We start from the raw sequence: 24,895 nt of genomic DNA, 5'->3' as shown, positions 1-24,895 counted from the left end.
GCATGTTCCGCGTCCTTGCAATACTGTGTTTACATACAGTCTATCGCTTAGCGGAAAGTTCTTTTACCCTCAGCCGAAATGCCTGCCGTTGCTAGACATTGCCAGCCAGTGCCCGTCACTCCCACTCTATTGATGTGTGCTTAAAAAACAGGAGGGTTTAACTTGGTAAACTATACATACTCATTAGGAGTTTACCATGAGCAAGAAACAGAAGACTTACACCGCAGAATTTAAAGCTGAAGCCATAAAAGCCATTGAAGAGAACCAAGGTAATGTATCGGAATCCGCTAGACAACTTGGCATTTCAATGCAAACCCTTTCGAACTGGAATAACAAAGCAAAGGCTGGAACTTTAGCAGGCACAAAACAGTATTCGCCCGATCTAAACGCCTTACTCGAAGAAAATAAGAAGCTTAAACAACAGCTCAAAACAGCTGAAATGGAACGTGAATTTTTAAAAAAGGCAGCAGCGTACTTTGCCAAAGAAAGTCAGTGAGGTACGCCTATATGAAATCGCAAAGCCACTTATTTCCGATTATTTTAATGGCTCGATTACTTCGTGTATCCGTTTCTCGCTTTTATGATTGGCTAAAGCGAGGCATGAGTAAAAGATCAATTCAGCGAAATCAGCAGACAATTTTGGTCAAAATAGCCCATGAAGAAACCAAACAAAGCTATGGCTATGTTCGATTAACCAAGCATTTACAAGCGCAAGGTATCAAAATAAGTACGTATGCTGTGCGCCAAATAAAAAAATCAAATCAGTTGTATTGTAAGCGCCATAAGCGTTTCAAAAGAACCACGAACAGTGATCACAACCGTTCTATTTATGACAATTTACTCAAGCAACAGTTTTCAATGACGAAGCCTAATCTTGCGTGGTCGAGTGACATTACCTACATTTGGACGGCTGAGGGCTGGTTGTACTTGGCAGCTGTCAAAGATCTTTACACGAAACAGGTTGTTGGCTATAGCTTAAATGAGCGCATGACAGCCAAGCTTGTTTGTGATGCATTGAATATGGCTATTCGCAATCAGAAACCTGCTAAAGATCTCATTGTACATTCAGATAGAGGCAGCCAATATTGCAGTAATGAATATCGAAACTTACTTGAGAAATTTGATTTTCAGGGTTCAATGAGCAAAAAAGGCGACTGCTTTGATAATGCACCGATAGAGAGTTTCTGGGGCATACTCAAAAATGAACTAGTCCATCATCGCAACTACAAAACAAGGGAAGAAGCCAAAGCGGATATTACAAAATATATAGAGTTATTTTATAATCAGCGAAGAATTCAAAAAGGCTTGGATTTTAAGACACCAAATCAAATGGCAGAAGACTTTTATCGGTTAGCTGCCTAGAATCTCCCAAGTGAAAGTCTCCTGCTAATTCAGCACACATCACTGTTGATAAATTTTCTAAACAAAAAGGATCAAACTAATCTATAAGCTTTGTGGGTTAGAAAAAAAATAACTCACTTTGCATTGATCATATTTAAATTCTTGTTTTATCCATAGCACTAACCTATTAATTTTAAAAAATAATAGGTACTGGCTAAATAGCAAATCGATACATATCTTTTTCATAGAGGAAATATGATTTTAGTAAGTTCTTGTCTGGCTGGCTTAAAGGTACGTTATAACGGGACGCATAGCTTAAACGAAAAAATCGAAAAATTAGTCAAAGATGGAAAAGCTACTATGGTATGTCCAGAGATTCTTGGCGGTTTATCAACACCACGCGAACCTGCCGAGATTTCGGGAGGTAATGGCGATGATGTCTTAGATGGAAAAGCCTGTGTAATTGAAAAATCAGGAAAGGATGTGACTTCAATCTATATTGAAGGGGCATATAGAACTTTAAAAAAAGTTCAATTATTAAAAGCTACTCTGGTAGTGCTTAAAGAAAATAGCCCTTCATGTGGTAGTTCAATGATTTACGATGGTCAATTTAATGGGAATAAGATCTATGGCAATGGAGTTACCTCCGCTTTGCTTAAACGTCATAATATAAAAGTCATTTCAGAAGAAACTTTTTGGCAACTTTTACCCTAGTTCCTCCGCTTTTATTTAAAATCTTCATGCAACTCCAACCACGCCCCCCTTTGCAATATCAAGTCTCTTCGGTATTTAGAGATATAGTGAGGTAATAATCTAAGAAGCATATCCATTACTTCCACATCAGTTAAAAAGTAGTGGTTCAATTTTATGCTGTAATTCTTTAACAATTTTAGCAAGCTGATCATGTAAAACTAACCAACATTGCTCATGACCTTGCCCAATATATTCATCTATTATGAGTTGCAAAATGTCTTGATCTATCTGACTTAAGAATTCTAAAAACCATGTCGCAGCAACATCCTTGGCAACTATTGTTTTATGATCTAATGTATAAGCTATACGGCATAGCGCTAAAATTTGATTACATTCATCCTGATCGTCTTTCCAATGAGCAATAATTTGTGGATAAGTTTTTTGCATGGCAAATATTAATTGTTCATAGCTAATTGGATTTAACCAATCGCAAATATCAGGTCCAAAGATAGTAATGTTATGTAATTGGGCAGTTTTAAGTAAAATACTAATATCTGGATCAGATTGACTATAAAGTAATTCACCTTTGAGTAATTCTTCTCTCAACCACTCGCCATATTGTAGCTGATATGTATATGGATGATTTTTATTGGTAATACTCCCTTTTTCTAATATCGTAATTTCTAAGGCACGCGCTGTAGCATGACCAATCGGAACAGATATATTTAGAAAATTCTGCGCTAATTGTTTTCTTTCCTGATCGGTAATTTCACGTTCAATAATAACTAAAATATCAAGATCACTTTTATGTTTTAAACCACCATCAACATACGAACCATATAAATAAATAGCATAAAGCTTATCTTTAAAATTTTTTTGTAAAAGCTGTTTTACACTTTCAACTTGGCGACACTCTTCATCATTTAAGCTTTGCATATGATTTTTAATTTAAAAAAATAAGTAATGAATTCATAGAGCATTATACAGAATAAGTGTAAATAATTTAATCAATTAGTAAATAACATACTATTTTTACAATATATTTACTTTCAATATAGAGTTTAATACATAAAACTCTATCAATCAAAAAAAGCTTGAAACAACATCTGAATAGTAAGAGTCATTTCCTCCTCACTTAGAGATGGATCCGGAAATTTGAACAACTCCTATAAGTGATACTCTGCTCCTCAAATGATGTTATAAACATCAATATATGGAGTATTTTATGGCACGTAGACCAAGAAGAAATCATTCAAACGACTTTAAGGCTAAGGTAGCACTTGCTGCGATCAAAGCAGAAAAAACACTTGCTGAATTGAGTTCTGAGTTTGATGTTCATCAAAACCAAATTATTGACTGGAAAAATCAATTGATCTCAGCTTCCTCACAAGCTTTCGATCAATCAAAAGCTCCATCAGAACCTCCCATTGATCTTAAAAAGTTACATGCAAAAATCGGTGAGCAGGCATTAGAAATTGATTTTTTAGAAGGTGTGTTGAAGAAACTGGGCCGCTTCAACCACAAAAGTTAATCGATCACTCACTTCAGATTTCAGTATCTAAACAAGCTAAGTTACTGAAAGTCTCTCGTGGTTGTTATTATTATCGCCCAAAACCTGTTAGCTCATCAGATCTGAAGCTGATGCGATGTATTGATGAATTACATATGCAATATCCTTTTGCAGGCAGTCGTATGATGCGTGATTTGTTGAATCGTCAAGGGCATCATATAGGACGACGTCATACACGTACTTTAATGAAGAAAATGGGTATTCAGGCGTTATATTGCAAACCAAATTTAAGCCAGGCTAATCAAGCTCACCGTAAATATCCATATCTGCTCAAAGGATTGGCTATTCAGCGCAGTAATCAAGTGTGGTCTACTGATATAACGTATATCCCTATGGCAAAAGGCTTTGTTTATTTATGTGCTGTGATTGATTGGCATAGCCGCAAGGTACTTGCGCATAGGGTATCGATTAGTATGGAGGTGGATTTTTGTATTTCGGCTTTAAATGAAGCGATTGAAAAATATGGATCACCTGAAATATTGAATACAGACCAAGGCAGTCAGTTCACCAGTGATGCATTTATTGATGTATTGAAATCAAATGGCATTCAAATCAGTATGGATGGTAAAGGTCGATGGGTAGATAATGTGATGGTTGAACGATTATGGCGGAGCGTTAAATATGAAGAGGTGTATCTCAAAGCTTATAGCAGTGTCACAGATGCGAAAAAGCAATTGAGTGCATATTTTGAGTTTTATAATCTGAAACGACCTCATTCGAGTCTAGACAAAATGACACCAAATGAGTTTTACTATGATCAGCTACCCCAACAAAACAAGGTGGCTTAACTAGAGCGGAATATCACTTATAAATACGCTTTTAGTTGTTCAAACAAGTGGAACCACCTCTGTTTGTAATGATATTTTATAAAATTCAATATTAGATCTGCAGAGAAAAACTTATCAAACTAAGTATTGGCTAGTCTTTTTCTTCGAAAAACTTATCAAACGAAGTATTAAGTTAATCTTTTTCTTCAACTTCTTCCTTAAACTCAAACAAATCATTCATCGTACAGTTAAAGTACTTACACAACTTATCGGCGACTGGTAATTCAATACGTACAGCACGGTCATAATACATACTTGTGAGCGTGTTGCGATTGATACCTGTTGCATGCACCACTTCACTTAATTTTAAAATTTTTCTATCGCCCATGAGGCTAGATAACTTACAAGTAATCATATTTAAATTAATTTACAAAAAATAACTTGCTGTGGGTTATTTGAAGTTGTTGACTGAGTAATACTTTGCTAAAATTAACCTACAGCAGGTTATTACAACTTATAGAAAGTATATTTTATCCATTTCAACTAAATTATAACTTTTTAAATATAAGGATTGAACCTGCATTAGATTATTTTGTGGAGATGACCGCCGTGTTACCAAATGAGTTATTGATCAGCCAGCAAGCTCGTGACTTAGGAAATCAATTAATTAAAGAAATGAACATCAATAGAAGTTATGGAATGGCTAATTTTCTTGGAGTAAATACTTGCTATGATAATCATCAGGCTGTACTTATTTGGACATTTCAACTGCTTGAAAGGGAACCTGCCTTAAATGAATTAGCAGAAATTAAAAAATATTTTCTTTTAATCTTTCCAGATAGTGTTTATCAATTAGCCTAAGTTGTTTTTAAAATTAATTTATTAAATAAAAAGCACTAAATCAAAGAAAGCTTTATTTAAAAATACCTATTAATTCAAAAACATACCATTTACTGAATATATGAAGCATAGGTTCCTGCTCTATCACTCACTCGTACTAAAATTACATCGCTCTTTTTACTGATACTAAACAATTTATGTCCACGCCACGTTCTGCGGCTTCGAGGGCTAGTTTTTGTTGAACCACTGAGAACAAGGACAACAAACTGCCTACTATATTTTCCCGGAGAGTGGTGTAGGAACTTTTTCATTATTGCTAATCATATCAGCGACAACATCAGCAACGAGCTCCTCTATTCCTGAGAATGCTTTAGACTGATCCGCATCAAGCCAAGACAATGATGGAAACTCAGCACATCATTCGTTTAAGACCTATTTTAATGACGGCACTGGTCGCAAGTTTAGGTTTTATTCCAATGGCGTTAAACACTGGAATTGGTGCAGAAGTACAACGACCACTAGCAACAGTTGTTATCGGCGGTATTGTATCTTCTACAATTTTAACTTTGTTTGTATTGCCTATTTTATATCAATGGGCGCATGGCTCTGAGAGTAGCAAACAGCAATCCGACGAAATTTAAAATCAAAAAAAGCAGCTTAATTACTAGGTTATGCCTAATTAAGCTGCTTTTAATATTGTATGCCCAACATTTTATTGATAAAGCTTACTGCGCTTCATCCCGACAATTTTCATTTAAAAACTCAAACTCTATCGTTGTATGCGATAAATGATAGGAAGATAATTTAGCTGCAACTTCTTGTTTAAGCCTAATTAATTCTTTAACGTCAAAGTTGTCACTCAGCTCAAGGTGCGCTGTTAAAACGTGACTTTCACCATCTAGTGACCAAAAGTGCATGTGGTGGATACCATTAACTTCAGGAAATTCCATTAGTGATAGTTTAATACGCTTTTGAGTCTCTTTATCGGGTGCAGCTTGAAGAAATAAAACGAGTGTTGATTTCAGGTTTTTGAAAACATTAAACAAGATGAACAGCGTGAACCCTATTGATAAAAGGGGATCTAATATCGGCAGTTCAGCGAACAACAGTACGATAGAGACTATAAGAACGGCAACCCATCCAAGTACATCTTCAAGAAGGTGCCATGTCAGCACTTTCTCATTTAATGTTTCACCCGCTTTTAATTTTAATACAGCATATCCGTTAACGGCAACGCCGAGTATCGCTAGCCCTAACATCCCCTCGACTACAGGCATTTCAGGATTGGACAGCTTTGGAATTGCTTCAAATAAAATCCAAATTGAGCCAATGATTAAAACAATACTGTTTATCAATGCGCCAAAGAGAGTAAGTCTACGATAACCATAACTAAACTTATCTGATGCTTCTTTATCTGAAAAACGACTTAAAATCCACGCAAAACCTATTGAAAGACTATCACCAAGATCGTGAACTGCATCTGCCATTATCGCCGTACTGTTAGTGAGCCAACCACCTATAAATTCGATAATAGTGAATGTCACATTAAGGAAAAATGCCCAACCAATACGGTCATCTTTACCATGTTGATGACTATGATTATGGTTGTGCATTTTGTACCTCTAGTACTTTTCTATTTCTTAGTTTTGATACATTCATATTAATCAAGTGACGTATCAAGCGTTGATATATCCAGCGTTTGAACCCCGACAAGTTAGTCCCTTTTTCGAGATAGAACTCATCAGGGGAATCATAAAGCCCAAAGTCATCATGAATACCTTCTTTTTGAATATAGGTATTTTCTCCACGCCAATCTGTATCTGGTGATGAAAAGCACTTTGTTGCAACACCATAACCACAAAAATCATCTTTTACTTGGTCAAATTTCTCCTGTAGAGAGCTTAAGTATTGCTCATCCAATATAAAGCCCTCTAAGTTTATCCAACGCCCTTCAAAGTAAACTTCTACCCAACTATGAATGATGTATTTAGGTGCTAACCAAAATACATAGCTTGGGATAGCACCTTTTTGTAGTTGCTGGTCTATGGTAAACCCATGAAATCGGCATTGAATGCCTAGTCCACGCAATAGTGCCATTAACAGATTACCCTTAGTATTACATTGTCCATAACCATCTGCTAGCACATCGCTTGCTGCAATATCATCGCTTTCATTATAACCAAAGAAAATCTCATCTTTTACAAACTGATAAGCGGCACCAATTTTGTTGAAGTTATCCAAGTTTTTCCACCTACGTTGATCGATCAAGGATTGGATATCTTTGTGTTCAAAATTAACGATATTCGTATTGTTTAAATATTTCTCAGTCATTTTTTATATATCCTTTTCGTTGCATACTTATACTATAGACTCTATAGTAACTATAGAGTCAAATGTCTGGGGGAAATTGATGAAAATAGGCGAATTGTCAAAAAAATCGGGCTGTTCAATACAAACGATTAGATATTATGAAAGAGAAGGATTTCTGTTAAATCCAAATCGTTCAGAAGGTAATTTCAGGCTGTATGATAGCAAAGCACTTAAACAATTGGAATTCGTAAAGCATTGTCGCAGCCTAGATATATCACTCAATGATATTAAACGTCTTATCGAATTAAAAAATAAGCCAGAAGAAAGCTGCTCTAGCGTTAATGCATTAATTGATCAGCAACTTGCACTAGTGAATAAACGCATGAAAGAATTAAGGGCGCTTAAAGCTGAATTACAACAAATGGCTAGTGCTTGTGGTTCGAACAACCCAACATACTCATTATATTCTGCTGACCATGTAACACGGCAAGTATATTGTTTACTATCCATTTGAAACCCCATAATGTTTTAAGTCTATGTATAAAAGTACGATTTTCACTTAGCAGTACTTAAATAATCACCCCACCACTGCATCATTTCAGTCCGCTGGGCTAAATAGTCAGCGTGATTATAGCTGGCACGGGTACGGTTCTTATCAATATGTGAAAGTTGTGCCTCAATCCAGTTATCCTGGAACAAACCTGAGTCATTCAAAATGGTACTAAAAGTGGAACGTAGTCCATGAGAGGATAATTGATGTTTTCCATAGCCCATCTTACGTATAGCCATATTTAATGTATTAAAATGAATCGGTTGATTATGTTTCCGTGGGCTAGCAAAAATGTACTTTTCACCGTATGACCATTGCATGACGTCTTTTAAAATATCTAAAGCCTGATCTGAAAGTGGAACTAAGAAGTCGGGAATCTCATGGCCTAATATGACTTTTCGTCGAAACTGTTTAATATGCAAGGCAGGTATTTTCCAGACTTTTTCATTTAAATCAAAATGATGAGGCTCAGCCAATAACAATTCAGCCCCTCGCACGCCAGTATGTAATTTGAACAGCAGTGCTTTTTTAATAATCGGATGGGCATCCAATTTTTGTAATTTATACTTAAAATCAGATATATCCTCCGCTTTCAAATACGGATAATTTTTCTTGATTTTACTGTTAATGGCGATTTTATTTAAACCATGCGCGATGTTGAATTCACAATAACCCATCGCTACAGCGTAGTCATAAATTTGGTTCAAATAACTACAAGCTTTCTTGACAGGTTCTTTTACTTGGCGTCCCTCTATTTTTTTGATTACTGAAACCAGGTCATAACGCTTGATGTTTTGAAAAGGTAGATCCTGAAGGTCTGGATAAATATCTTGCTGTAAGCATCTTTCTGCTAACTGTAGTACACCACAGCGGGGTAGATCGTTGAAGGCATTTTTCAGTTTGAACTGTAACCACTCCTCCCCGACCTTACCAAAGGTGATGACATTAGAGGCAGTATCTTGTTCAAAACAGAAATCATTGTCTTTAAAGTCATCTCTGACTTGTCGTGCCTTTTTCAGCGATAAATCAGGATAACGACCTAACTGAATGCGTCGACGTTTTTTAGTTTGTGGATCTGTATAGCGATAGCACCAAGATTTTCTTCCACTCGGCTCAATCTTCAGGCTAAGCCCATCTTCATCGGATAAAAAACTGGTTTTTTCCTTACAATGAGCTTGGCGAACTTTAATTTCAGTAAGACTCATGGAATTTAAATGAAACCTAACAATGGGTTGATTGGATCAATTATATCAAAATAGAACGCTTTATGTATGATGCGTACACTACGCATCATATATATTTGTAATATATTGTTTTATATATTTAATATTTTAAGTATTTGTATTTTAGTAACCATTATAAGTACCACCTCTTCTTTAAGTTCCCAACAACTCACTTTTTCTGTCATCAATGTTAAATAAGTCTTGTGCTTTAAATTCTTAGATGACCTCCTCTACCCTTTATTATCATTTTTATAAAAGTAACTATATGTACTCATTAAAATTTGTAGAGCTCAAAAACAAAAAAGACCGCTATATAGCAGTCTTTTAACTTAATTAAATAATAATTAATTCATTTTCATCATAAGTGCATAAGCATCACGTTTGTTTTGACGCAATGATTCTATCTCGGACTTCGTCAGCTGTTTTACGAGAGTAATTAACTATAACTAAAAATATAGACAAATATTTGCATAAGTTCTCATTTTGTCTATGTCGATTCAGTAGTGGCAAGGTGGGTATTTATTAGAGATTTAAATGATTATCTTTTGTATTTTAGGTGAGTGTCTTGGTATATTAGCATCCATATCTATTGATTATCCAATCCCTTAACCTAGGCATGACTTTGTGAAATTAACACGCATCCACCATTGTAAAAACTTGAATGTGCAAAAGTACAAACAGCTTGAGAAACAAGCTGTTTTACTTGGTCGTATTCGTAGCGAGGTGTGGGCTAAATATGGTGCTATTTCAGGTTTGAATATCAGTGACAGAGCTATTCGTGATGCGTGGATGAAAGAAAGTCGTGACTTTGGTGTTTCTGCAAATGCGTGGAAAGAAACGCTACGTGATTGCATAGGTGATATTAAAGCCTATCGAGAAGCATCAAAAGACAAAGTAAAGCAGGCGATCCGAAAACGCACCTCCTGTAATAATGAACAAAAAAGACTATACACCTTGCTTAAAAAAGATGAATGGATGACTGATAATTTCCTCCATCGTCAAATGCGTAATCACTTTAAGCATGGTGTTAATCACACACATAATCAAATTATTGTTCGTGCGGATATGTGTAAAACTTTTGAGTTAAATGGTCAATGTTGGCTTAAAGTGCCGAGTCTAGTCCCTCGACAAACCATTAAAATTCCACTAAACACCACTGTTGATTTTGCGCCACAAGGCACACTTAGAATCATTCTAAAAAACGGTAATGTTGAAGTTCACTCAACTTATGATGCAGTTGAAACACAGGATTGTGGTCAGGAAACCGTAGGTGTTGATAAAGGTTATTCAGAAGCCTTTGTGGATTCTGATGGTGAAGTATATGGCAATGGTTTAGGTAAATTGATCTCAAGTGAATCAGACTACCTAAATCAAAAGTACAAACGTAGAAATAAGCTCAGAGCGATTTCTAAAGCCAAACCGCACAAGAAACAGAAAATTGAGTTAAATAATCTAGGTCGAAAAAAACTAGATAAGCGACAAGATACTCAAAAAGCAAAGCTCAAAACATTAATATTTACAGCAACTCACAAGTTGGTTGATAAAGCCAAAGTGATTGTTGCGGAAGATTTAACATCCCCAATTCAAAGTAAACGCAACTATGGCAAAAACACCAATAGACGCTTAAATACATGGGCTAAAGGTTTGTTAGCTAATGCCCTAACTTCTATATCTCACCGTAGAGGTTCTACGGTGCATCTAGTCAATTCTGCATATACTTCGCAAAGTGATTCTTTCTTGCATGGCCTTTTAATAGGTACACGTAAGGGAGATCGTTTTCACCGTTTCAATGGGGAAGTTGTGCAAGCTGATTGGAATGCTGCGAGAAACGTGCTTGCAAGATTAAACGACAATGAGATAAGTCGTTATACGCCTTACAAAACTGTAAAGCGTATATTGCAAGAACGGACTGACCGCTACAAGTCGGAACTGACCGACTCAGGCTCTAGTTACACGCTTGGCAACAAGACATTAACAGAGTGCGAATTAGTCCTTGAGTATGTTTGAATACATTTTAAGGAACAGTAGGATAAAAACATGCACTTATTTAAATTAACTGACGAACAACTCGCACAAATTCTTATCCCGAAACGATTTGTACCACCTACTCCACCTGAACATGAAGGCAAGAATATGGTCTATGTATTTGATAGTGAGGATAAGTTTGAACTGACTTATGATGAGCTGGTGGAAATCATTAGCAAAGCTAGAATGGCTGGTCCGAAGTTGATACCTGTCTTAGGCACCGTGAATTAAATTGTGCAGTGTTCGCACGCCACTTGAAACATAACTTGATTGGAAATGAATTTGGGCTGAGAAAAATTCAGTTCAAATTTAACCTGACGGGCACACTAAAAAATGGGTAATTGTCAGATCGAGTTTGGACTACAACACTTTAGCTCATCGATTTACCATACCGCTAATCTTCACACCATTTTCGTAAATCCAGCGATCAAACTGTGATACTACATTCCGCTTATTAATCCAAGTCAGCATGGTGCTTTTCATAAAGGCAGTTTACTTATAAACAGGGAAATTTCTAAACAATTCCCCTTTAACATGCTTAGGCTATTTGATCCAGAGTTCATCTTTTTGCATCATTTTTAACATTAAATTAAATATAACCAGCGGAGTAACATTTTTTTTGTTAGAGCCGACAACTCTTTGAAAACTAAATTTAACGGTTCGCTCAGGAGCATCCAAATTAACTGGGTAGTTTTGTTTTTCTAAATACAGATGATCTCCTAACATTGGCTCTATACCAGTAATAAAATTAACAATTTGTTGCTCATCACCTTTCATTCGGCATTGAAAATGTAGAAAATTCTTACGCAGTTTTCCAAATAATAATAATATTTTAAGCGCCTTAACCATGTTCTTTTCTTTCAGTGCATCTTGCTGCCTATCATCTTTATAATGAAAATCAAGGAGAGGAATTATTTCATCTGGACGAGTCAGTTTTTTAGCCTTTTCGTAAAGTTCATCAAACCAACTCTCTTCTAAATTCTTACTATAAACATAATTCGTTTTTAAATTAAATTTTTGGCGATCCATCCATTTAGTGCTCATCCATTGACATCGTTGCATCCATTCTTGAGCTTGGGTATCTTCGCTTAATCGACCTTCTCTAAAACTTATCAAACGTTGAAAAGGTGTCAGAGTACTCTTCTCTATACTAAACTTCTTTTCTTGTCGGCCAGCCATCGTAACTGGCTGTGTTTGCTGATAAGAATTAAACCATTTCTGCTGCTGAGTATAACGATTTAGGTTTATGTAGTCTGTACTTGACTTCACTGGACTAAAACACTGTTCTAATACTTTTTTTGAAATGATACACGGCGAATTATAAATTCGATCGACTGCTAATAAATCCAAAACATGAAGGTAATTTGAAGCCGTTTGCTCAATACTGCTATGCCCCATCCAAGAGGCGAGCACCTGCCATTTATGTTGAATAATCTCTTCTTGAGCACGTGCTTTCATACCAAACAATAAATCCCTCATCTTTTTTGCTTTTACCCAAGGACAATCTGTGTAGGTCTTGATCATTTCTTTTGAACCGAGCAAAGTTATTGCTAGATAGTTAGCAGCACTGTGGCGTAATGTATGAAAACTAAAGCCATGATGCATACCTAATATTTGACTAAACAAATCTACTGTAATTTTGCTGATACATTGATCAGTTAATACACGATGATTCACACTAAAAAGTAGATCATCCTGCTGATTAACCAAATATTGCTCATAACGATGTTGTATGTAACGTTGTACTACTAAAAACTCATGTTCTGACAATGCAATTTTCAATGGTATTTGACGATTCGCACTTCGCGTTTTCAGACGGCGATATGAATTGTCTTGGATATGAAGCGTGATATTATTAAAAACTGTATTTTCTTTTTCTTTATAAAGTAGCTCTGGGCAAATAATATCTTGTATTTTAAGACAACGAACTTCATTTAATCGAAGTCCAGTTCTATAACTTAGTAAATACATCAGCTTTAAACAACTCAGATGATCGACCCACTCTGATGCCGTTGGCTCTTGACTTAAATTTTCTAGTTTTTCCAATAATTTGCCAAATAGCAAAGGACTCACTAGCCGTGCATTGCAAATTTGTAAATGCTTAAAACTTGAATTCTGTAACACCAATACCCCTGGAGCATCATAATTCTCTATACAGAATTGATGAAAATCTTTTAGGCGACCAAAACGGTATTCTGCGCTTTGGTGCATCTTACGAGAGGTTTTTCCTTTCACCGAATCTCGTTGAACTGCTTTTTCATCACGTTCACTGCTGTATTTCAATAGCTGCCGATATAAATCCTCATAGTCATCTATGGATTGTTGCTTTAAATCTAATTTATTGAGCCAAATCTCAAATATAAATTCTTTGCCAAACGATCCTAAGTAGCTTTCAATAGTTGATAATTGAAGCCCTCGTTTTTTTAAATGCATTAACCAGTGAATTAAGCGTAGTTGAGCATCAATTAAAGACTTTTCCTCCGTATTAGCATCAACTATCTTCTCCTCTAACACCCTTCTAGTTTCTTGCCAAAAACGTAGCGTGCGTTCTTCTTTATTCCTCTTTTTATCTAAACGCTCAACTTTTTGACCTTTACGTTTCTTTTGACCAAACAACATCAACTCATACGGAATCGTTTGTAATTTGCTTTGAACAGTCGGAACTTCAGGAAGTAACTGCTCTTGTTCAAAATGAATAGGGCGATTATCTGGTTCTGTGACTTGATTGTAATCATTATTCCACAGCAATCTAAATTCGGATGGCCTTAAAGCAACAGTATTAATCTCTTGCTGAAGCACATTACTCAAAAATATATCTATGCTGAGGTTTGGATTAAATTCGAGTACCATTTGCACATCATTAAATGCACGAAATCCACGGCGTTTAATTTGATATTGCAGATCCCCAAGACTTTTTTTCCTGCCTATCTTACTCAAGCTTTCTAAAATACAATCTTCAACTGAATGTTGCAGACAAAATTCTTTCTGAGTAGCTTTCAACTTTTTTAAATATTGCAAAATGAACTGCGCATATGGGTTAAAAAAAACATGTTTCCATTGGTACAACTTTCCCTGTTCTACATCGTTGCCATATTGAGAGTTTTCAACACGATAATGTAGTAACAATGGATTAGTGATTTTTTTGTAGTCCGAATGGTATAACCGAAAACAATTCAGATCTGTACCAAGCTCAATGGCCTCCTGCAATTGCTTCTGAATAGCAATCAAATGCTGTTCATCTGCACAGCCTGAAATATATATAAAACTTAAGCATAAATTTCCCCATAAGTACTTTGGTTCATTCCAATATTCAAATGAATCTTGCCAATACTGCCTTAATTCCTTAAGTACATGGATATGTAGATGCCCCTGTTCTAACCGTGACTCTGTACTCTCAATTTTTCTAGGCAGTACGATCCGTTTAGTATGTGGATTTAGCTTAATTCTGTATGATTTTTTATCTACATTCTGGTTGAATTGCTTCCTTCTTTTATTAAATTCATCTTCAGTAAATTGCATCAGTTTTGATTGTTCGTCTCGGCTCAACTTTTGACTCAAACAATCAACACTATCTTTAATGTCATGCCATTTTTCAGCGATCTGCTGATCAAGTTTTTGCTGCATTTCTTTCGTCAATACTTCAGGTGGAGAAGGCTGTCTATCTAGCGACTTTTTCACCATTTTATGAATATCAACAAATAGATCATCTAGTTGTGGTTTTATTAGTTCTTTGATTTTTTGCATACAACTATTTTCGCTCTAAGTGTTTAATCGATAAAGATTTGACATTATCTTGCAATTGCTGGCGGGCTTGCTGTACATAGACATTCGGGATAAGTGAAGAATGCGGATGAAAAGCCTCTCGGTCACGTTGGTCATGACCATACAGGGCCTGAATTAAGTGAAAAGCTAATGCTGGTTTACCCTCTTGCTGCTCATGCATCAAAAAGTTCATGTCAAAATGACGTAACCAATTCGAATACATATTCTTTGGAAAGACTCCTTGCATATATGAATTCACCCATTTTCTCGATAAAGGGATTAACTTAATTTTCCTGCTCTGCCATTCTTTGACAGTTATCGGCAAGATATCTTTACTAAAAATGACCTTACCAAAAAGATCATTTACAGTTATCTTCTTCTTTGCAAAGACTTGTCTAAAAAATGAACCGTACGCTTCAATAATTTGTTCTAAAAAGGCAGTGTAATTTTGCAGTGTTTTTATGAAAAAATCAGATAAAGGGATAAAACGACCATCTTTTCTTGCTTTACTATTTTTTTTATCATTCACATATAAAAGCTTGAGCTCAACACAATAATCATCCAAATTCCCCAACAGGTTTTTTTTAGGCCGACTTGCCAAACTCAACAAACTGATATGCCACATCCAACACGCATATGCATTAAGTTGATTAATAATGTGCTTATCTTCTTGGATGTTTTCGTGACAATGTCTATGTAAAATATGGAATTGCTCTTTCACAAAATTGGGTTCAAGTGCCAGTTGGCTCCCTATCCTTCCTATAGATAATGCAGATTGCACTTTGAATTGTTGTTGCAATATTTTTAGTTCAGCCGTGTCTTCAGTAAAATGTGTGGAATGTGGTGTAAGTGCTTTTTCTAAAAAGGCTAGATATGTGCTACTGAGTTGAGTTTTCGGTAGCCCGCCATAATAGATACCAGGCATGTGATGCTGACTATCCCGCCCAGCAATTACATGAGCAAGATATTCATTATATGTTTCATAATATATATGAAAATATAATTGAGCCTGCAGTTTTTCTACAGTGATCGAACCTACAAACCGATTATCAAGCCAATTCTTAAGTTTCGTATTAATGTGTGTTGATGAAATTAGTGGATTCGATGCTTGTTCTATATAGTCAAACCAAGCAGAAGGTAAATGTAGTTGATGTGTCATCACTTCATTCCACCGCACATGATTTAAGCTCTTAATCTTCTGCTCTGTAATTTTAAGATTTAATTTGAGTAAATATTCGCGACGTCTACTTGAACCATTCTGGATCAAAATTCCATCTTGAATAAGCTCGTTAAAATCCATCAGTGCGACGGGTGATAATCCCGTCAAAAGTGACAATAAACATGCTGCAGCGATTGCAGCATCCCTCCAGTGCCCGGATAACTCGGTTCTCAACACATAAACAATTTGCTTCAGTATATCTGGCGCCAAATAATGTGGATTTGTAACAAAAGGAGCATGACGGCGCTGGCGATGCCGCATTAGATGCGTCGCATTATCGCTGAGTATATAATTTAAATTTTTAGACTTTTCATCTTCTGAATAAAACTCCATTTCAGGATCTAATAGATCAACTTCACCCTCTTCATCTTTGTGAAGAGCGGCATCATAAATACTAATCTTTGCGTTATGTCCAATATCTACTTGCTTACCCGTTTTAATTTCACGAAATTTTTTGAGTTCATTTTTCGTCGGCCATTGCAAAACTTTGCTTTTTTTTGACTTACGCTGACGATGAACTACACGACGATCATCTAGTCTTTTAAAAATTATTAATAGAGCCGATAAATACTCTATGACTTGTACTTGTTTGAAATCTTTAATATTAAAAAGTTGATTACGATCCTCTTTTTTCAAATTACGTTCGTACGTGACATAACAATTTAGCAGCTTACTACATTCATGAAATAATTCAGCATGATTAGAATCCAGCACATATCGTGAGACATAGCGTAATAGGTCACAAACATGTTTTTGCTTATTCTCAGCTTTATCAATTTTTGCAAATTCTTGATACTGCCGATATGTTAAAAAACTCGCTTGTAGAATCAAATAACGTTGCGATGACAGCTCTTGTGTATTACTAGAATCTGGACATGCAAAAAAACTCACAGCAGCTAAAAAAGAATACTTACCGATCTGTCTGGAGCCTGATATATAGCTATAAATTTGTTGTGCTAATTTGTATAGAGCGTAGACATCTTTATACAAATCATCTGATAGATCGACAAATTGTGTATTTACAATATCATCACGTAATAGACAATAATCTTGTTGATATTTTTCTGCTAAATCTAAGAATTGCTCTTGTGTTTCAATGTTTGGCATATTCATTTTCGCTTAATATTTTTATCACGTTGCATTGTTTAAATTCATTGTGATCAGAACGATTTGGTAAAAGTTGATCCTTTATTGAATTCTTTGTTAGCTTAAAAAATCTTGCAAAAAATTTAGCATCCAGTTCTTTCTGAGCTTTTCTTTCAAAGCACAAGTGTTGTTGTGATTTTTCGATAAAATCATCAAGATTATGTATCAACTGTAAGATTGCAACATAATTAGAATGCACACGTAAGCCTGGCTCCGTTTGCATCAATAGCAAGATTTTTTGCCAAATTTTCACATAGATTATTTTGAACTTTGCTTGTACTACTACTTTCTGACTCTGTTTAATCTTTTTGATTTTCAGTAGTTCTGAGTTAATTTTTACTATCTCAAGTTGAACATTTTTTCGGTCAAAGCAAAAGGGCATGATAAATTGCCCCATAAAAATTTCTATATTTTTTACCAAATAGTCAAATCTTAACATTTTTATCGATTTAAAAAATGAGCATATCTTTGTATATGAAACTTCATTTAATTTATCAACTAAATTTTCTCAAAATTACAATTCTCAACAAATACATACGGTTTGCTTATCTATGACGGTCTAAATTTTAAGAATTCTTCCACTTTTTTTTAGTTTTCTGTTATTACATGAAACAATACCGTTGTATTACATTTTAGAAATGCTGTGTATGCAGCATTGATCAAAAAGATTCTCTGCTATACTTACTTCACGTGTAGCATCAATGGAGTTTCGAAATGCTCAGAACCACTGAACAGAAAAGAAAATATATTCAAGCGACACGTTCGCAAAACTATCAAGCCAGCCTAAAGCTTGAAGGCATTACAACGACAGCTCAAACAACTCAACAAAGTAAAGCTGAAATCTTGCAAAAATATAAGAAGTATTCGCAACCCGAATCTTAGTCAGGTGCATGTATGGATAAATATGGGGAAATGGGTGACAGCCTGTATTGTTACCCTGGCACAAATATCCTAAAGAATAAACTCAATATTCGTGATGAACAAATTTTAGAACAAGCTGAACTGGAACTGTCTGGATTAGCAAGTAGTCTCATTGAATATGCTGAACCACCCTACGACTTAAAATACTTAAAATCAATTCATGTACAGCTTTTTGGCGACTTATACGACTGGGCAGGAAAATTAAGACAAATCGATATTTCCAAAGGTGATACCCGTTTTTGTAATTTTTCCCGTATTGAAATTGAAACCAATAAATTACTTAGGCCACTTCAAGAAAAAAAATACTTTCAAGGCTTAGCACCACAAAAACTAATCCCTCAACTTGCCGACTTGTATTGTGAGCTTAATGTCATACACCCATTCCGTGAAGGTAATGGACGTACACAACGGATTTTCTTTGAGCATCTGATTGCTCATTGTGGTTATGGTATTGATTGGTCTCGCATTGACTCTCAACAACAATGGATTCAAGCAAATATTGAAGGTTTTTATGGTAATTTAAATCCATTAATTCAGATTTTTGAAATATGCTTTATTCAAAATACCTAAAATTTAAGTAGTCAGAGCCTACAATCCTTAATTAGCCATCATCTTTGCTTCAATCCACTGATTAATTTCCCAAATAAACCAACAAACACGATTCTTAGAAATCTTAATACTCTTCGGGTAATTTAGGATCGTAATATTCAAATTACTTATCTAGAATTGAATAGATCGTTAACTTAGATAGACTTTTAAGCAATATAACTTGCCGCATGTTTATCAACATATGTCTCAAAAAAGTCTGCCCACACATAGATTTATGGCGTTTAGTGCTTAAATTTCAGATTAATCTTCGTCTGATGACTGGAATGGATATTACAGATTACATGCAGGTGAATTGCTTAGTAGCTGTATCATCGCTTTTGTGTAATCCAATACATTTGATCAGAATGTTCTCTTTTTCAATAAAGCAGCCTCTTCTGCTTTTCCTGAACCAACGAACTATGTCATTGATTTGAGTCAACCGACAACAGTGATGCTGAATCAAATCCCCAAAGAAGGGATTAAATGCAAGATGTGGTAAAAAAAAATAGGGGATGGAAGTTATTATCCGTCTAATTGAAACCAGCCCATGAGTCGAGATCAGTTGAGTAAGAATCATTTTAAGTGAATAAGAGAAGGATGGCTCACCTCACTTCTCCGAATAACAACGCTATGCTTTTCAACCAAGGTAGAAATTGGCAACTACATTTCATTCTTCATCATGCTGATCTTATGGCATGTAGACAATTACTACATCATTTGCATTCAATGCTCAATACAGCCTGTCAGCAGAACCGCAGCGATACTTTTTTTCGTGCATACATGTAGTGTTTAAATCCATTCATTTTTCAATGATCCTCTGCCGTTTATCACATTTATGGTCGATCTTTAACCTTGTGAAAAATGCACATACCGATCCCTTCAAACTGTCAAATTTATGTATGCATGACATTTAAAGAAAATTATCTGATCAATTTTTTTAGGTAAAATTCATCAAGAAAAAGTTATTATTATTCATAACATCACCAATAACCACATAAAAACAATAATTTAATAAATTATTCTTCCAATTTTTTTATATTTAGTGTTATTACCTCTAAATCCATGTTTACCACCTTCTATTACATAAGTAATTTAGAAGTATCCACGATATAAATTGCTTGCCCTCACACCTCTCCCCTCTCACGCCCAAAAAATTTATACTGAAAGGCAGATTAAGCCCGTTCGAGTTACATATAGCCGCATGCTATATTGAAAGCATTAAGAAAATATCCTCAATATTTATAGGATTTTTAAAGTATGAACTAATTTTCGAAGAACCCTTTCTAAGTAATGTGACCTATTAGGAAAAATGAAAATACTGAAATCTCCGTATCAACAATCAGTCAAAGTACATCCTGATGATTTTCTGTAACCGATACCCAAGGACTATACCTACCCTTCTGATGTGCTGTGCAACAAAGCCCTCCTTAGCCACACTATAGCTATAGATTAATTCCATTATTTTGTGATTTAATTAAATTATTCATTCTTAAGACCCAATTTAATGGATTTATATTTCACTAAACCAGAAGAAGTTGTGACTCTTTTAGGTGAGCGTTTACGTAAGCAACGACTCTTTCTGGAGATGTCTCAAGCTGAGGTAGCAGCACGCGCTGGTGTCGGCGTGAATACAGTTTCGAATCTTGAAGCGGGACGAAATGTATCTGTTGAAAATTTAGTCCGTATTGCAATGGTCTTGGGTCGATTAAACGAACTTCAGGAACTATTTAAACCTCAGCTTAACAGTGTGAATGACATTCTTCGCTATGAGAGTCAAAGTAAGCGCCACCGTATTAAGAGGAAGGGATAATGCTCAATAGACTTAATGTTTATTACAACGGTTGGGACGAATCATGGTTATGGGGAACGCTGATTAGTTCAACAGCCACGACAGGTAGACCCACCATTGCTTTTGAATATAGTCCAGAAGCAATACAGCAAGGTGTTGAGCTCTCTTCTTACTTGCTGCCTTTAAAAGGTCTACCATTCAGACAAGGTTTTCCTACTCATCAAATGGGACTCCCAGGTCCAGTCTATGACGCTTTACCAGATGGTTGGGGCATGATGTTGATGGATCGATATTTCAAAAAAATTGGCTTAAATTCAGCACGAATTGGACCTTTGGAGCGTCTGACCTATATTAGTAGTCACGCAATGGGTGCCCTCTCCTTTGAACCTTGTGTTGCTGACATGCAAACCTCAGAAAATATCCCTTTACAACAACTGGCCCAGGAAGTTCAAGAAGTACTCAAAGGTGAAGGTGGTGAATTTCTACAGCATTTATTGGTCATGGGTGGCTCCCCTCAAGGTGCCAGACCAAAAGCGTTGGTTTACCGAGATCCTGTCAATTTAGAGTTTTCGACTCAAGATTCTGATCAACATGAAGCCTGGCTGATTAAGTTTCCTGCTCAGCAAGAGCATCCTGAAGTCTGCGCCATTGAAGCCGTCTATGCAGAATGTTTGCGACTTTGTGCAATTGAGACTCCAGATACCCATTTCTTTAATTTGCCCAATGGTTTAACGGCTTTTGCTTCTAAACGATTCGATCGTCAAAATGGTATGCGGATTCCAATGCAGAGTTTGGCTGCATATACAGGAGCAGACTATAAAGTTCCAGGTAGCCTAGACTATCGCAATTTTCTCCGGGCAACCTTGATGTGTACGCAAGATGTACGAGAAAGATTGCATGCTTTTAAACGTGCTGTGTTTAATGTGCTTTTCAATAATCGGGATGACCATACTAAGAACTTTTCATTTCTCATGGAGAAAAATGGTCAATGGAAATTGGCTCCAGCCTATGATGTGACCTTCTGCGAGGGTCCAGGTGGTTATCATCAAATGGACATTATGGGAGAAGCGCTCAATATTTCCCGAAGTGACATACATAAACTCGGTACTTCAGAAGCTAATCTGACTACTCTAGAAGTCGATGAGATCATCTTGACCATGCGTGAAATTGCACTTCAATTTAGTCAAATTGCGCAGCGCCTGTATCCCCATCAAATTCGAGAATCTACCCTACAGATGATTCAATCACGGATTCAACAGAATATTGATTTTTTAACTGAAACCTAAGCGTAAATATAAACTAAGCGCCAACCATCAACTGCAAATAGACTTTGATATAGTTAGTCGCTACATAATCTGTAGAACCTGTGAATTAGCTCTCTTTATAATCACGAATATTAGATGGATCACCGCCAAGATATATTCTGCAAACGTGAAATCACTACATCCAGATCGAAAATCACTAAGAAAAAACTGTCACCAAAAAAAGGTCTGCACTATGGATAGATGCAGACCAAACTCTGGATAACTACCAGCACGAGAAATATGTCGCAATTTTGCATAGACATGAATTTGATAAAATCAGCCCAGAAAGCCAGAAATTCATAAAAACTATTTCATCAATCCCCTATAACTTAATCACGTTCATGGTCGATCTTAAATCTTGTGAAAAGTACTCATGCTGACCTAGCCAAACTGTAAAACTCATGTATTTATAGCCTTTAAATGAATCTTTCAATCGGTATATTTAAGGTAAAAACTAGTAATCAGAAGTTATTATCACCCCCATATAAAACAAGGATCAACTTAAAAACAATAACTTAGTAAATTATTCTTTCATTTTTTTTATATTTAGTGTTATTTTAATGTACTATTCATTGGATATCCCTCTACTTATAAGCCTGTGATCTTGCGAATCAGATGGTTCACTTTAACATTCTCTAAGCTGCCCGAGAATTGCTCTGCTCCCTGCCCTATGGCTTCCAAGAAAACATCAGCCCCGCCATGTGTTTCTTTATCTTTAAAACCTGTCTGAATCACGGCTTCTTGCTGGAAATCATCCGCAGCAGCTCCCGTACACCAACCAGTTTCACTCAAAGGATAAGTAAAACTATATTTCTCACCTTGTTTAGGTTGTGGACCCTGTACTGGATGACAGATATCACTGTCTTTCAAATTGATTACTAGGTCATCCATCCGATTTTGTGTCGGACGCTTTTTGCCCGTACCAAAACCAATAATCGGATAAGGTTGTCCATGAATATCTTTGGCAAAACCCGCACGATCATAGTTTTTAACCAAACCTAGTACACTGGTTTCCTGACCTTGTACATATTTTCCAGTACGCTTGGCATAGCCATTTAAAATTAGAGTGTGATCATGATCTGCAGTTATCACAATCAAGGTATTTTTTAATTCAGGGTCACTTTGTCGAAGTTTTTTAATGGTTGCATCCAAAGCCTCGTTTAGGGCAATTGTATCCTGTAATGCACGCTTAGCATTGGTGTCATGTAAAGCATGGTCTATACGTCCCCCTTCAACCATCAGGAAAAAACCATTTTTATTTTGGGTTAGAATGTCCAAAGCGGCCAACGTCATTTGCTTTAAGCTAGGTTCAGGCAAGTTTTTTTTGGTTCGATCTAAGTCATAATTTAAATGGCTAGTATTAAACAAACCCAATAATTTTTCATTCTTTCCTAACTTCATCTGGGAGAGTTGAGTTTGATCATAGACCACTCGATAGCCTGCTTGTTGCATTTCTGCGATCAAATTCCGTTGGTCTATCCGTTCTCCCCCTTGATCTTTCGGCAGAAATTGACGCTTACCCCCGCCTAGAATCACATCAACCCCATCTTTTAATTTGACGTTATAACGCTGATAGGTATCACCTTGCGAACTTGGTACTAATTGGGATGCTATGTCATTTTCAGCATCACGATGACAAATATGGGCATAAGTCGATGCTGGTGTAGCATGCGTAATGCGAGTTGTTGTGACTACCCCTGTACCCCAACCTCGTGCTTTGGCCAATTCAAGTAAAGTTTGAGTGTCTTGCTTATTCTGGTTCTGAGGATTGGTTCCACATTGATGATTTCCGGCCTGATTTGGTTCTACTGCAATTGTTCCAGTCTGCATGGATATCACTTCATTTTTCATTTTTACACCTGTCATATAGGCACCCATCGATGGTGCGCTATCTGTAACCTGTGCATCTTCTGAGAAAGTACGAACAAATGCTGACTCTGGCAGTTGATCTATCGGCAGTTGGCCATCTTCACCAACAGCATAAATTCGTGCAGCTGTCAGTGTCGTGATACCCATTCCATCTCCCAAGAAAAAAACCACACGGTGGGGCTGTTTTAGTGGTTGTACTGAAGCAGAAGATGATTGAACTAAAGCAGGACTTTGGCAGCCCGTCAAAATAACTGTGCCCAAACTACAGCATGCCAAACTTATTGATTTTTTATTAAATTTTTTCTTATGCCAAAGCATTGCATCGCCTCATCTTAGGATGGTCGAAAAATACGCTTTAAATATTCAATTTACATGACAAATTTATGAAAATATTATTATGACTAATTAGGGTCTGTTGACATTTACTGTGGCTTTGTTGCACAAAGATTTTAAAAGTAGAACTCCCCTAAGCTTCTCAAACTTAAGTGACAACTTGGGTGTGAGGTCTGCCTAAATCCGTAAATTTATTTAATACTGTCACACGAGCATGAATCTCATTCACTTGGCTCTGAAAGTTTCTCGCACTGAGTTTATATGCGGACCAATTCGTTGTACGGTAGATTTTAGTTGCTGGCTTCTTCATTCGGAAATTATATTGCTGAATCAGACCTTACAAACAGCTTTGTGCAACAAAGCCGTCTTTAAGTACTTTTTTTAAAGGAAAAATCATCGACTTAAATCTATATTTCCAACAGTGCCACTTTTATCGCTTTAGCACCTCAACTTATTTAAGTGGCGTAACTTACATAACTTATGCATCCCATTTAAGTGACCTCAGTTATAGTATTCCGTGTCAGGAATTTGTCCACTTATTCCAATGATGATGAGAACTGCAGCATTGACTTAGATCGCCAGTGCTCAGTACTGGCCATCATGTAGCTTTTATCGCTTTAGCGCCTTAACTTATTTAAGTGGCGT

22 protein-coding genes and 4 pseudogenes are annotated in these 24,895 nt (G+C 36.1%); 13 read left to right on the top strand and 13 right to left on the bottom strand.

The genetic code is table 11. The features are described 5' to 3' along the window. Nucleotides 1–196: 196 nt before the first annotated feature. Nucleotides 197–1,362 (top strand): IS3 family transposase gene (locus tag FTT85_RS14910; protein ID WP_119285041.1). Its coding sequence is split into 2 segments (ribosomal slippage): nucleotides 197–455 and nucleotides 455–1,362, totalling 1,167 coding nucleotides; the frame shifts between segments, so codons are not numbered across the junction. 234 nt (nucleotides 1,363–1,596) lie between these two features. After that, on the top strand, nucleotides 1,597–2,055 hold the full coding sequence (locus FTT85_RS14905; RefSeq protein WP_077170035.1) for a DUF523 domain-containing protein: 459 nt from the start codon (nucleotides 1,597–1,599) through the stop codon (nucleotides 2,053–2,055). Nucleotides 2,056–2,181: 126 nt separating this feature from the next. On the opposite strand, the gene FTT85_RS14900 is transcribed toward FTT85_RS14905, so the two are convergent. After that, on the bottom strand, nucleotides 2,182–2,970 hold the full coding sequence (locus FTT85_RS14900; protein ID WP_038350081.1) for an aminoglycoside adenylyltransferase domain-containing protein: 789 nt from the start codon (nucleotides 2,968–2,970) through the stop codon (nucleotides 2,182–2,184). A 277-nt stretch (nucleotides 2,971–3,247) separates the two neighbouring features. On the opposite strand from FTT85_RS14900, the gene FTT85_RS14895 reads away from it, so the two are divergent. Then, nucleotides 3,248–4,392 (top strand): IS3-like element ISAba14 family transposase gene (locus tag FTT85_RS14895; protein WP_099046175.1). Its coding sequence is split into 2 segments (ribosomal slippage): nucleotides 3,248–3,512 and nucleotides 3,512–4,392, totalling 1,146 coding nucleotides; the frame shifts between segments, so codons are not numbered across the junction. Between the two features lie 172 nt (nucleotides 4,393–4,564). Here the strand turns inward: FTT85_RS14895 and FTT85_RS14890 are convergent. Then, on the bottom strand, nucleotides 4,565–4,786 hold the full coding sequence (locus FTT85_RS14890) for a helix-turn-helix transcriptional regulator (protein WP_004658364.1): 222 nt from the start codon (nucleotides 4,784–4,786) through the stop codon (nucleotides 4,565–4,567). Nucleotides 4,787–4,980: 194 nt separating this feature from the next. Between FTT85_RS14890 and FTT85_RS14885 the strand changes: the two genes are divergently transcribed. Next, entirely contained in the window at nucleotides 4,981–5,232 is a 252-nt protein-coding gene (locus FTT85_RS14885) for a hypothetical protein (protein ID WP_004658363.1), read from the top strand. 252 nt (nucleotides 5,233–5,484) lie between these two features. Here the strand turns inward: FTT85_RS14885 and FTT85_RS14880 are convergent. Then, nucleotides 5,485–5,628 (bottom strand): annotated as a pseudogene (locus FTT85_RS14880) (antitoxin HicB); the annotation flags it as partial. On the opposite strand from FTT85_RS14880, the pseudogene FTT85_RS14875 reads away from it, so the two are divergent. Beyond that, nucleotides 5,628–5,852: pseudogene (locus FTT85_RS14875) on the top strand (efflux RND transporter permease subunit); the annotation flags it as partial. The pseudogenes FTT85_RS14880 and FTT85_RS14875 sit on opposite strands and share 1 nt — an antisense overlap. 84 nt (nucleotides 5,853–5,936) lie before the next feature. On the opposite strand, the gene FTT85_RS14870 reads toward FTT85_RS14875, so the two are convergent. Next, entirely contained in the window at nucleotides 5,937–6,824 is an 888-nt protein-coding gene (locus FTT85_RS14870) for a cation diffusion facilitator family transporter (RefSeq protein ID WP_127800877.1), read from the bottom strand. Next, nucleotides 6,811–7,542, bottom strand: a complete 732-nt coding sequence (locus FTT85_RS14865; protein ID WP_005245162.1) for a transglutaminase family protein — start codon at nucleotides 7,540–7,542, stop codon at nucleotides 6,811–6,813. The genes FTT85_RS14870 and FTT85_RS14865 overlap by 14 nt, the downstream gene beginning before the upstream one ends. Nucleotides 7,543–7,621: 79 nt before the next feature. Between FTT85_RS14865 and FTT85_RS14860 the strand changes: the two genes are divergently transcribed. After that, a complete protein-coding gene (locus FTT85_RS14860) occupies nucleotides 7,622–8,035 on the top strand; it encodes a Cd(II)/Pb(II)-responsive transcriptional regulator (protein ID WP_179989169.1) in 414 nt (137 codons plus the stop codon). A gap of 41 nt (nucleotides 8,036–8,076) precedes the next feature. On the opposite strand, the gene FTT85_RS14855 is transcribed toward FTT85_RS14860, so the two are convergent. Next, nucleotides 8,077–9,276: an integrase arm-type DNA-binding domain-containing protein gene (locus FTT85_RS14855; protein WP_005245164.1), complete on the bottom strand. Its 1,200-nt coding sequence runs from the start codon at nucleotides 9,274–9,276 to the stop codon at nucleotides 8,077–8,079. Nucleotides 9,277–9,918: 642 nt separating this feature from the next. Here FTT85_RS14855 and FTT85_RS14850 point away from each other — a divergent pair. Together FTT85_RS14850 and FTT85_RS14845 are read left to right on the top strand one after the other, a co-directional pair. After that, entirely contained in the window at nucleotides 9,919–11,301 is a 1,383-nt protein-coding gene (locus tag FTT85_RS14850; protein WP_168370265.1) for an IS200/IS605 family accessory protein TnpB-related protein, read from the top strand. 30 nt (nucleotides 11,302–11,331) lie between these two features. Continuing rightward, nucleotides 11,332–11,550, top strand: a complete 219-nt coding sequence (locus tag FTT85_RS14845; RefSeq protein ID WP_000550047.1) for a hypothetical protein — start codon at nucleotides 11,332–11,334, stop codon at nucleotides 11,548–11,550. 144 nt (nucleotides 11,551–11,694) lie between these two features. On the opposite strand, the gene FTT85_RS18950 is transcribed toward FTT85_RS14845, so the two are convergent. The 4 genes from FTT85_RS18950 to FTT85_RS14830 are packed head-to-tail and all read right to left on the bottom strand — an operon-like array spanning nucleotide 11,695 to nucleotide 17,843. Next, nucleotides 11,695–11,802, bottom strand: coding sequence for a hypothetical protein (locus tag FTT85_RS18950; protein WP_372551473.1), 108 nt, complete (start codon nucleotides 11,800–11,802; stop codon nucleotides 11,695–11,697). A 60-nt stretch (nucleotides 11,803–11,862) separates the two neighbouring features. Continuing rightward, complete coding sequence (locus tag FTT85_RS14840) at nucleotides 11,863–15,063, bottom strand: site-specific integrase (protein WP_002046149.1); 3,201 nt, start codon at nucleotides 15,061–15,063, stop codon at nucleotides 11,863–11,865. A gap of 4 nt (nucleotides 15,064–15,067) precedes the next feature. Beyond that, on the bottom strand, nucleotides 15,068–17,407 hold the full coding sequence (locus tag FTT85_RS14835) for a hypothetical protein (RefSeq protein WP_002046159.1): 2,340 nt from the start codon (nucleotides 17,405–17,407) through the stop codon (nucleotides 15,068–15,070). Beyond that, nucleotides 17,394–17,843: a hypothetical protein gene (locus tag FTT85_RS14830; RefSeq protein WP_002046161.1), complete on the bottom strand. Its 450-nt coding sequence runs from the start codon at nucleotides 17,841–17,843 to the stop codon at nucleotides 17,394–17,396. The genes FTT85_RS14835 and FTT85_RS14830 overlap by 14 nt, the downstream gene beginning before the upstream one ends. 317 nt (nucleotides 17,844–18,160) lie before the next feature. On the opposite strand from FTT85_RS14830, the gene FTT85_RS14825 reads away from it, so the two are divergent. Together FTT85_RS14825 and FTT85_RS14820 are read left to right on the top strand one after the other, a co-directional pair. Further along, nucleotides 18,161–18,328, top strand: a complete 168-nt coding sequence (locus FTT85_RS14825) for a YhfG family protein (protein ID WP_000946583.1) — start codon at nucleotides 18,161–18,163, stop codon at nucleotides 18,326–18,328. Between the two features lie 12 nt (nucleotides 18,329–18,340). Next, complete coding sequence (locus tag FTT85_RS14820; protein ID WP_000362164.1) at nucleotides 18,341–18,937, top strand: putative adenosine monophosphate-protein transferase Fic; 597 nt, start codon at nucleotides 18,341–18,343, stop codon at nucleotides 18,935–18,937. Between the two features lie 27 nt (nucleotides 18,938–18,964). Here the strand turns inward: FTT85_RS14820 and FTT85_RS18775 are convergent, their stop codons facing one another. Then, nucleotides 18,965–19,078, bottom strand: a complete 114-nt coding sequence (locus FTT85_RS18775; RefSeq protein ID WP_002046152.1) for an AlpA family phage regulatory protein — start codon at nucleotides 19,076–19,078, stop codon at nucleotides 18,965–18,967. Between the two features lie 223 nt (nucleotides 19,079–19,301). Between FTT85_RS18775 and FTT85_RS18945 the strand changes: the two are divergent. From FTT85_RS18945 to FTT85_RS14805, 3 genes and pseudogenes are all read left to right on the top strand, one after another. Next, a pseudogene (locus FTT85_RS18945) lies at nucleotides 19,302–19,493 on the top strand (hypothetical protein); the annotation flags it as partial. A 966-nt stretch (nucleotides 19,494–20,459) separates the two neighbouring features. Next, nucleotides 20,460–20,765 carry a helix-turn-helix domain-containing protein gene (locus FTT85_RS14810; RefSeq protein ID WP_000366814.1) on the top strand — a complete coding sequence of 102 codons (306 nt, stop codon included), beginning with the start codon at nucleotides 20,460–20,462 and terminating at the stop codon, nucleotides 20,763–20,765. Then, complete coding sequence (locus tag FTT85_RS14805) at nucleotides 20,765–22,030, top strand: type II toxin-antitoxin system HipA family toxin (protein ID WP_000934716.1); 1,266 nt, start codon at nucleotides 20,765–20,767, stop codon at nucleotides 22,028–22,030. The genes FTT85_RS14810 and FTT85_RS14805 overlap by 1 nt, the downstream gene beginning before the upstream one ends. A 606-nt stretch (nucleotides 22,031–22,636) precedes the next feature. On the opposite strand, the gene FTT85_RS14800 is transcribed toward FTT85_RS14805, so the two are convergent. Both FTT85_RS14800 and FTT85_RS14795 read right to left on the bottom strand, forming a co-directional pair. Further along, the gene (locus tag FTT85_RS14800) at nucleotides 22,637–24,235 is read right to left on the bottom strand and encodes an alkaline phosphatase (protein ID WP_000964377.1); all 1,599 of its coding nucleotides are present in this window, start codon (nucleotides 24,233–24,235) and stop codon (nucleotides 22,637–22,639) included. A gap of 163 nt (nucleotides 24,236–24,398) precedes the next feature. After that, nucleotides 24,399–24,509 (bottom strand): annotated as a pseudogene (locus FTT85_RS14795) (IS5/IS1182 family transposase); the annotation flags it as partial. Between the last annotated feature and the right edge of the window lie 386 nt (nucleotides 24,510–24,895).

It is taken from the genome of Acinetobacter sp. YH01020 (assembly GCF_013420275.1).
Lineage (GTDB): Bacteria > Pseudomonadota > Gammaproteobacteria > Pseudomonadales > Moraxellaceae > Acinetobacter > Acinetobacter amyesii.
This window is presented reverse-complemented; position numbering and strand designations above follow the sequence as displayed.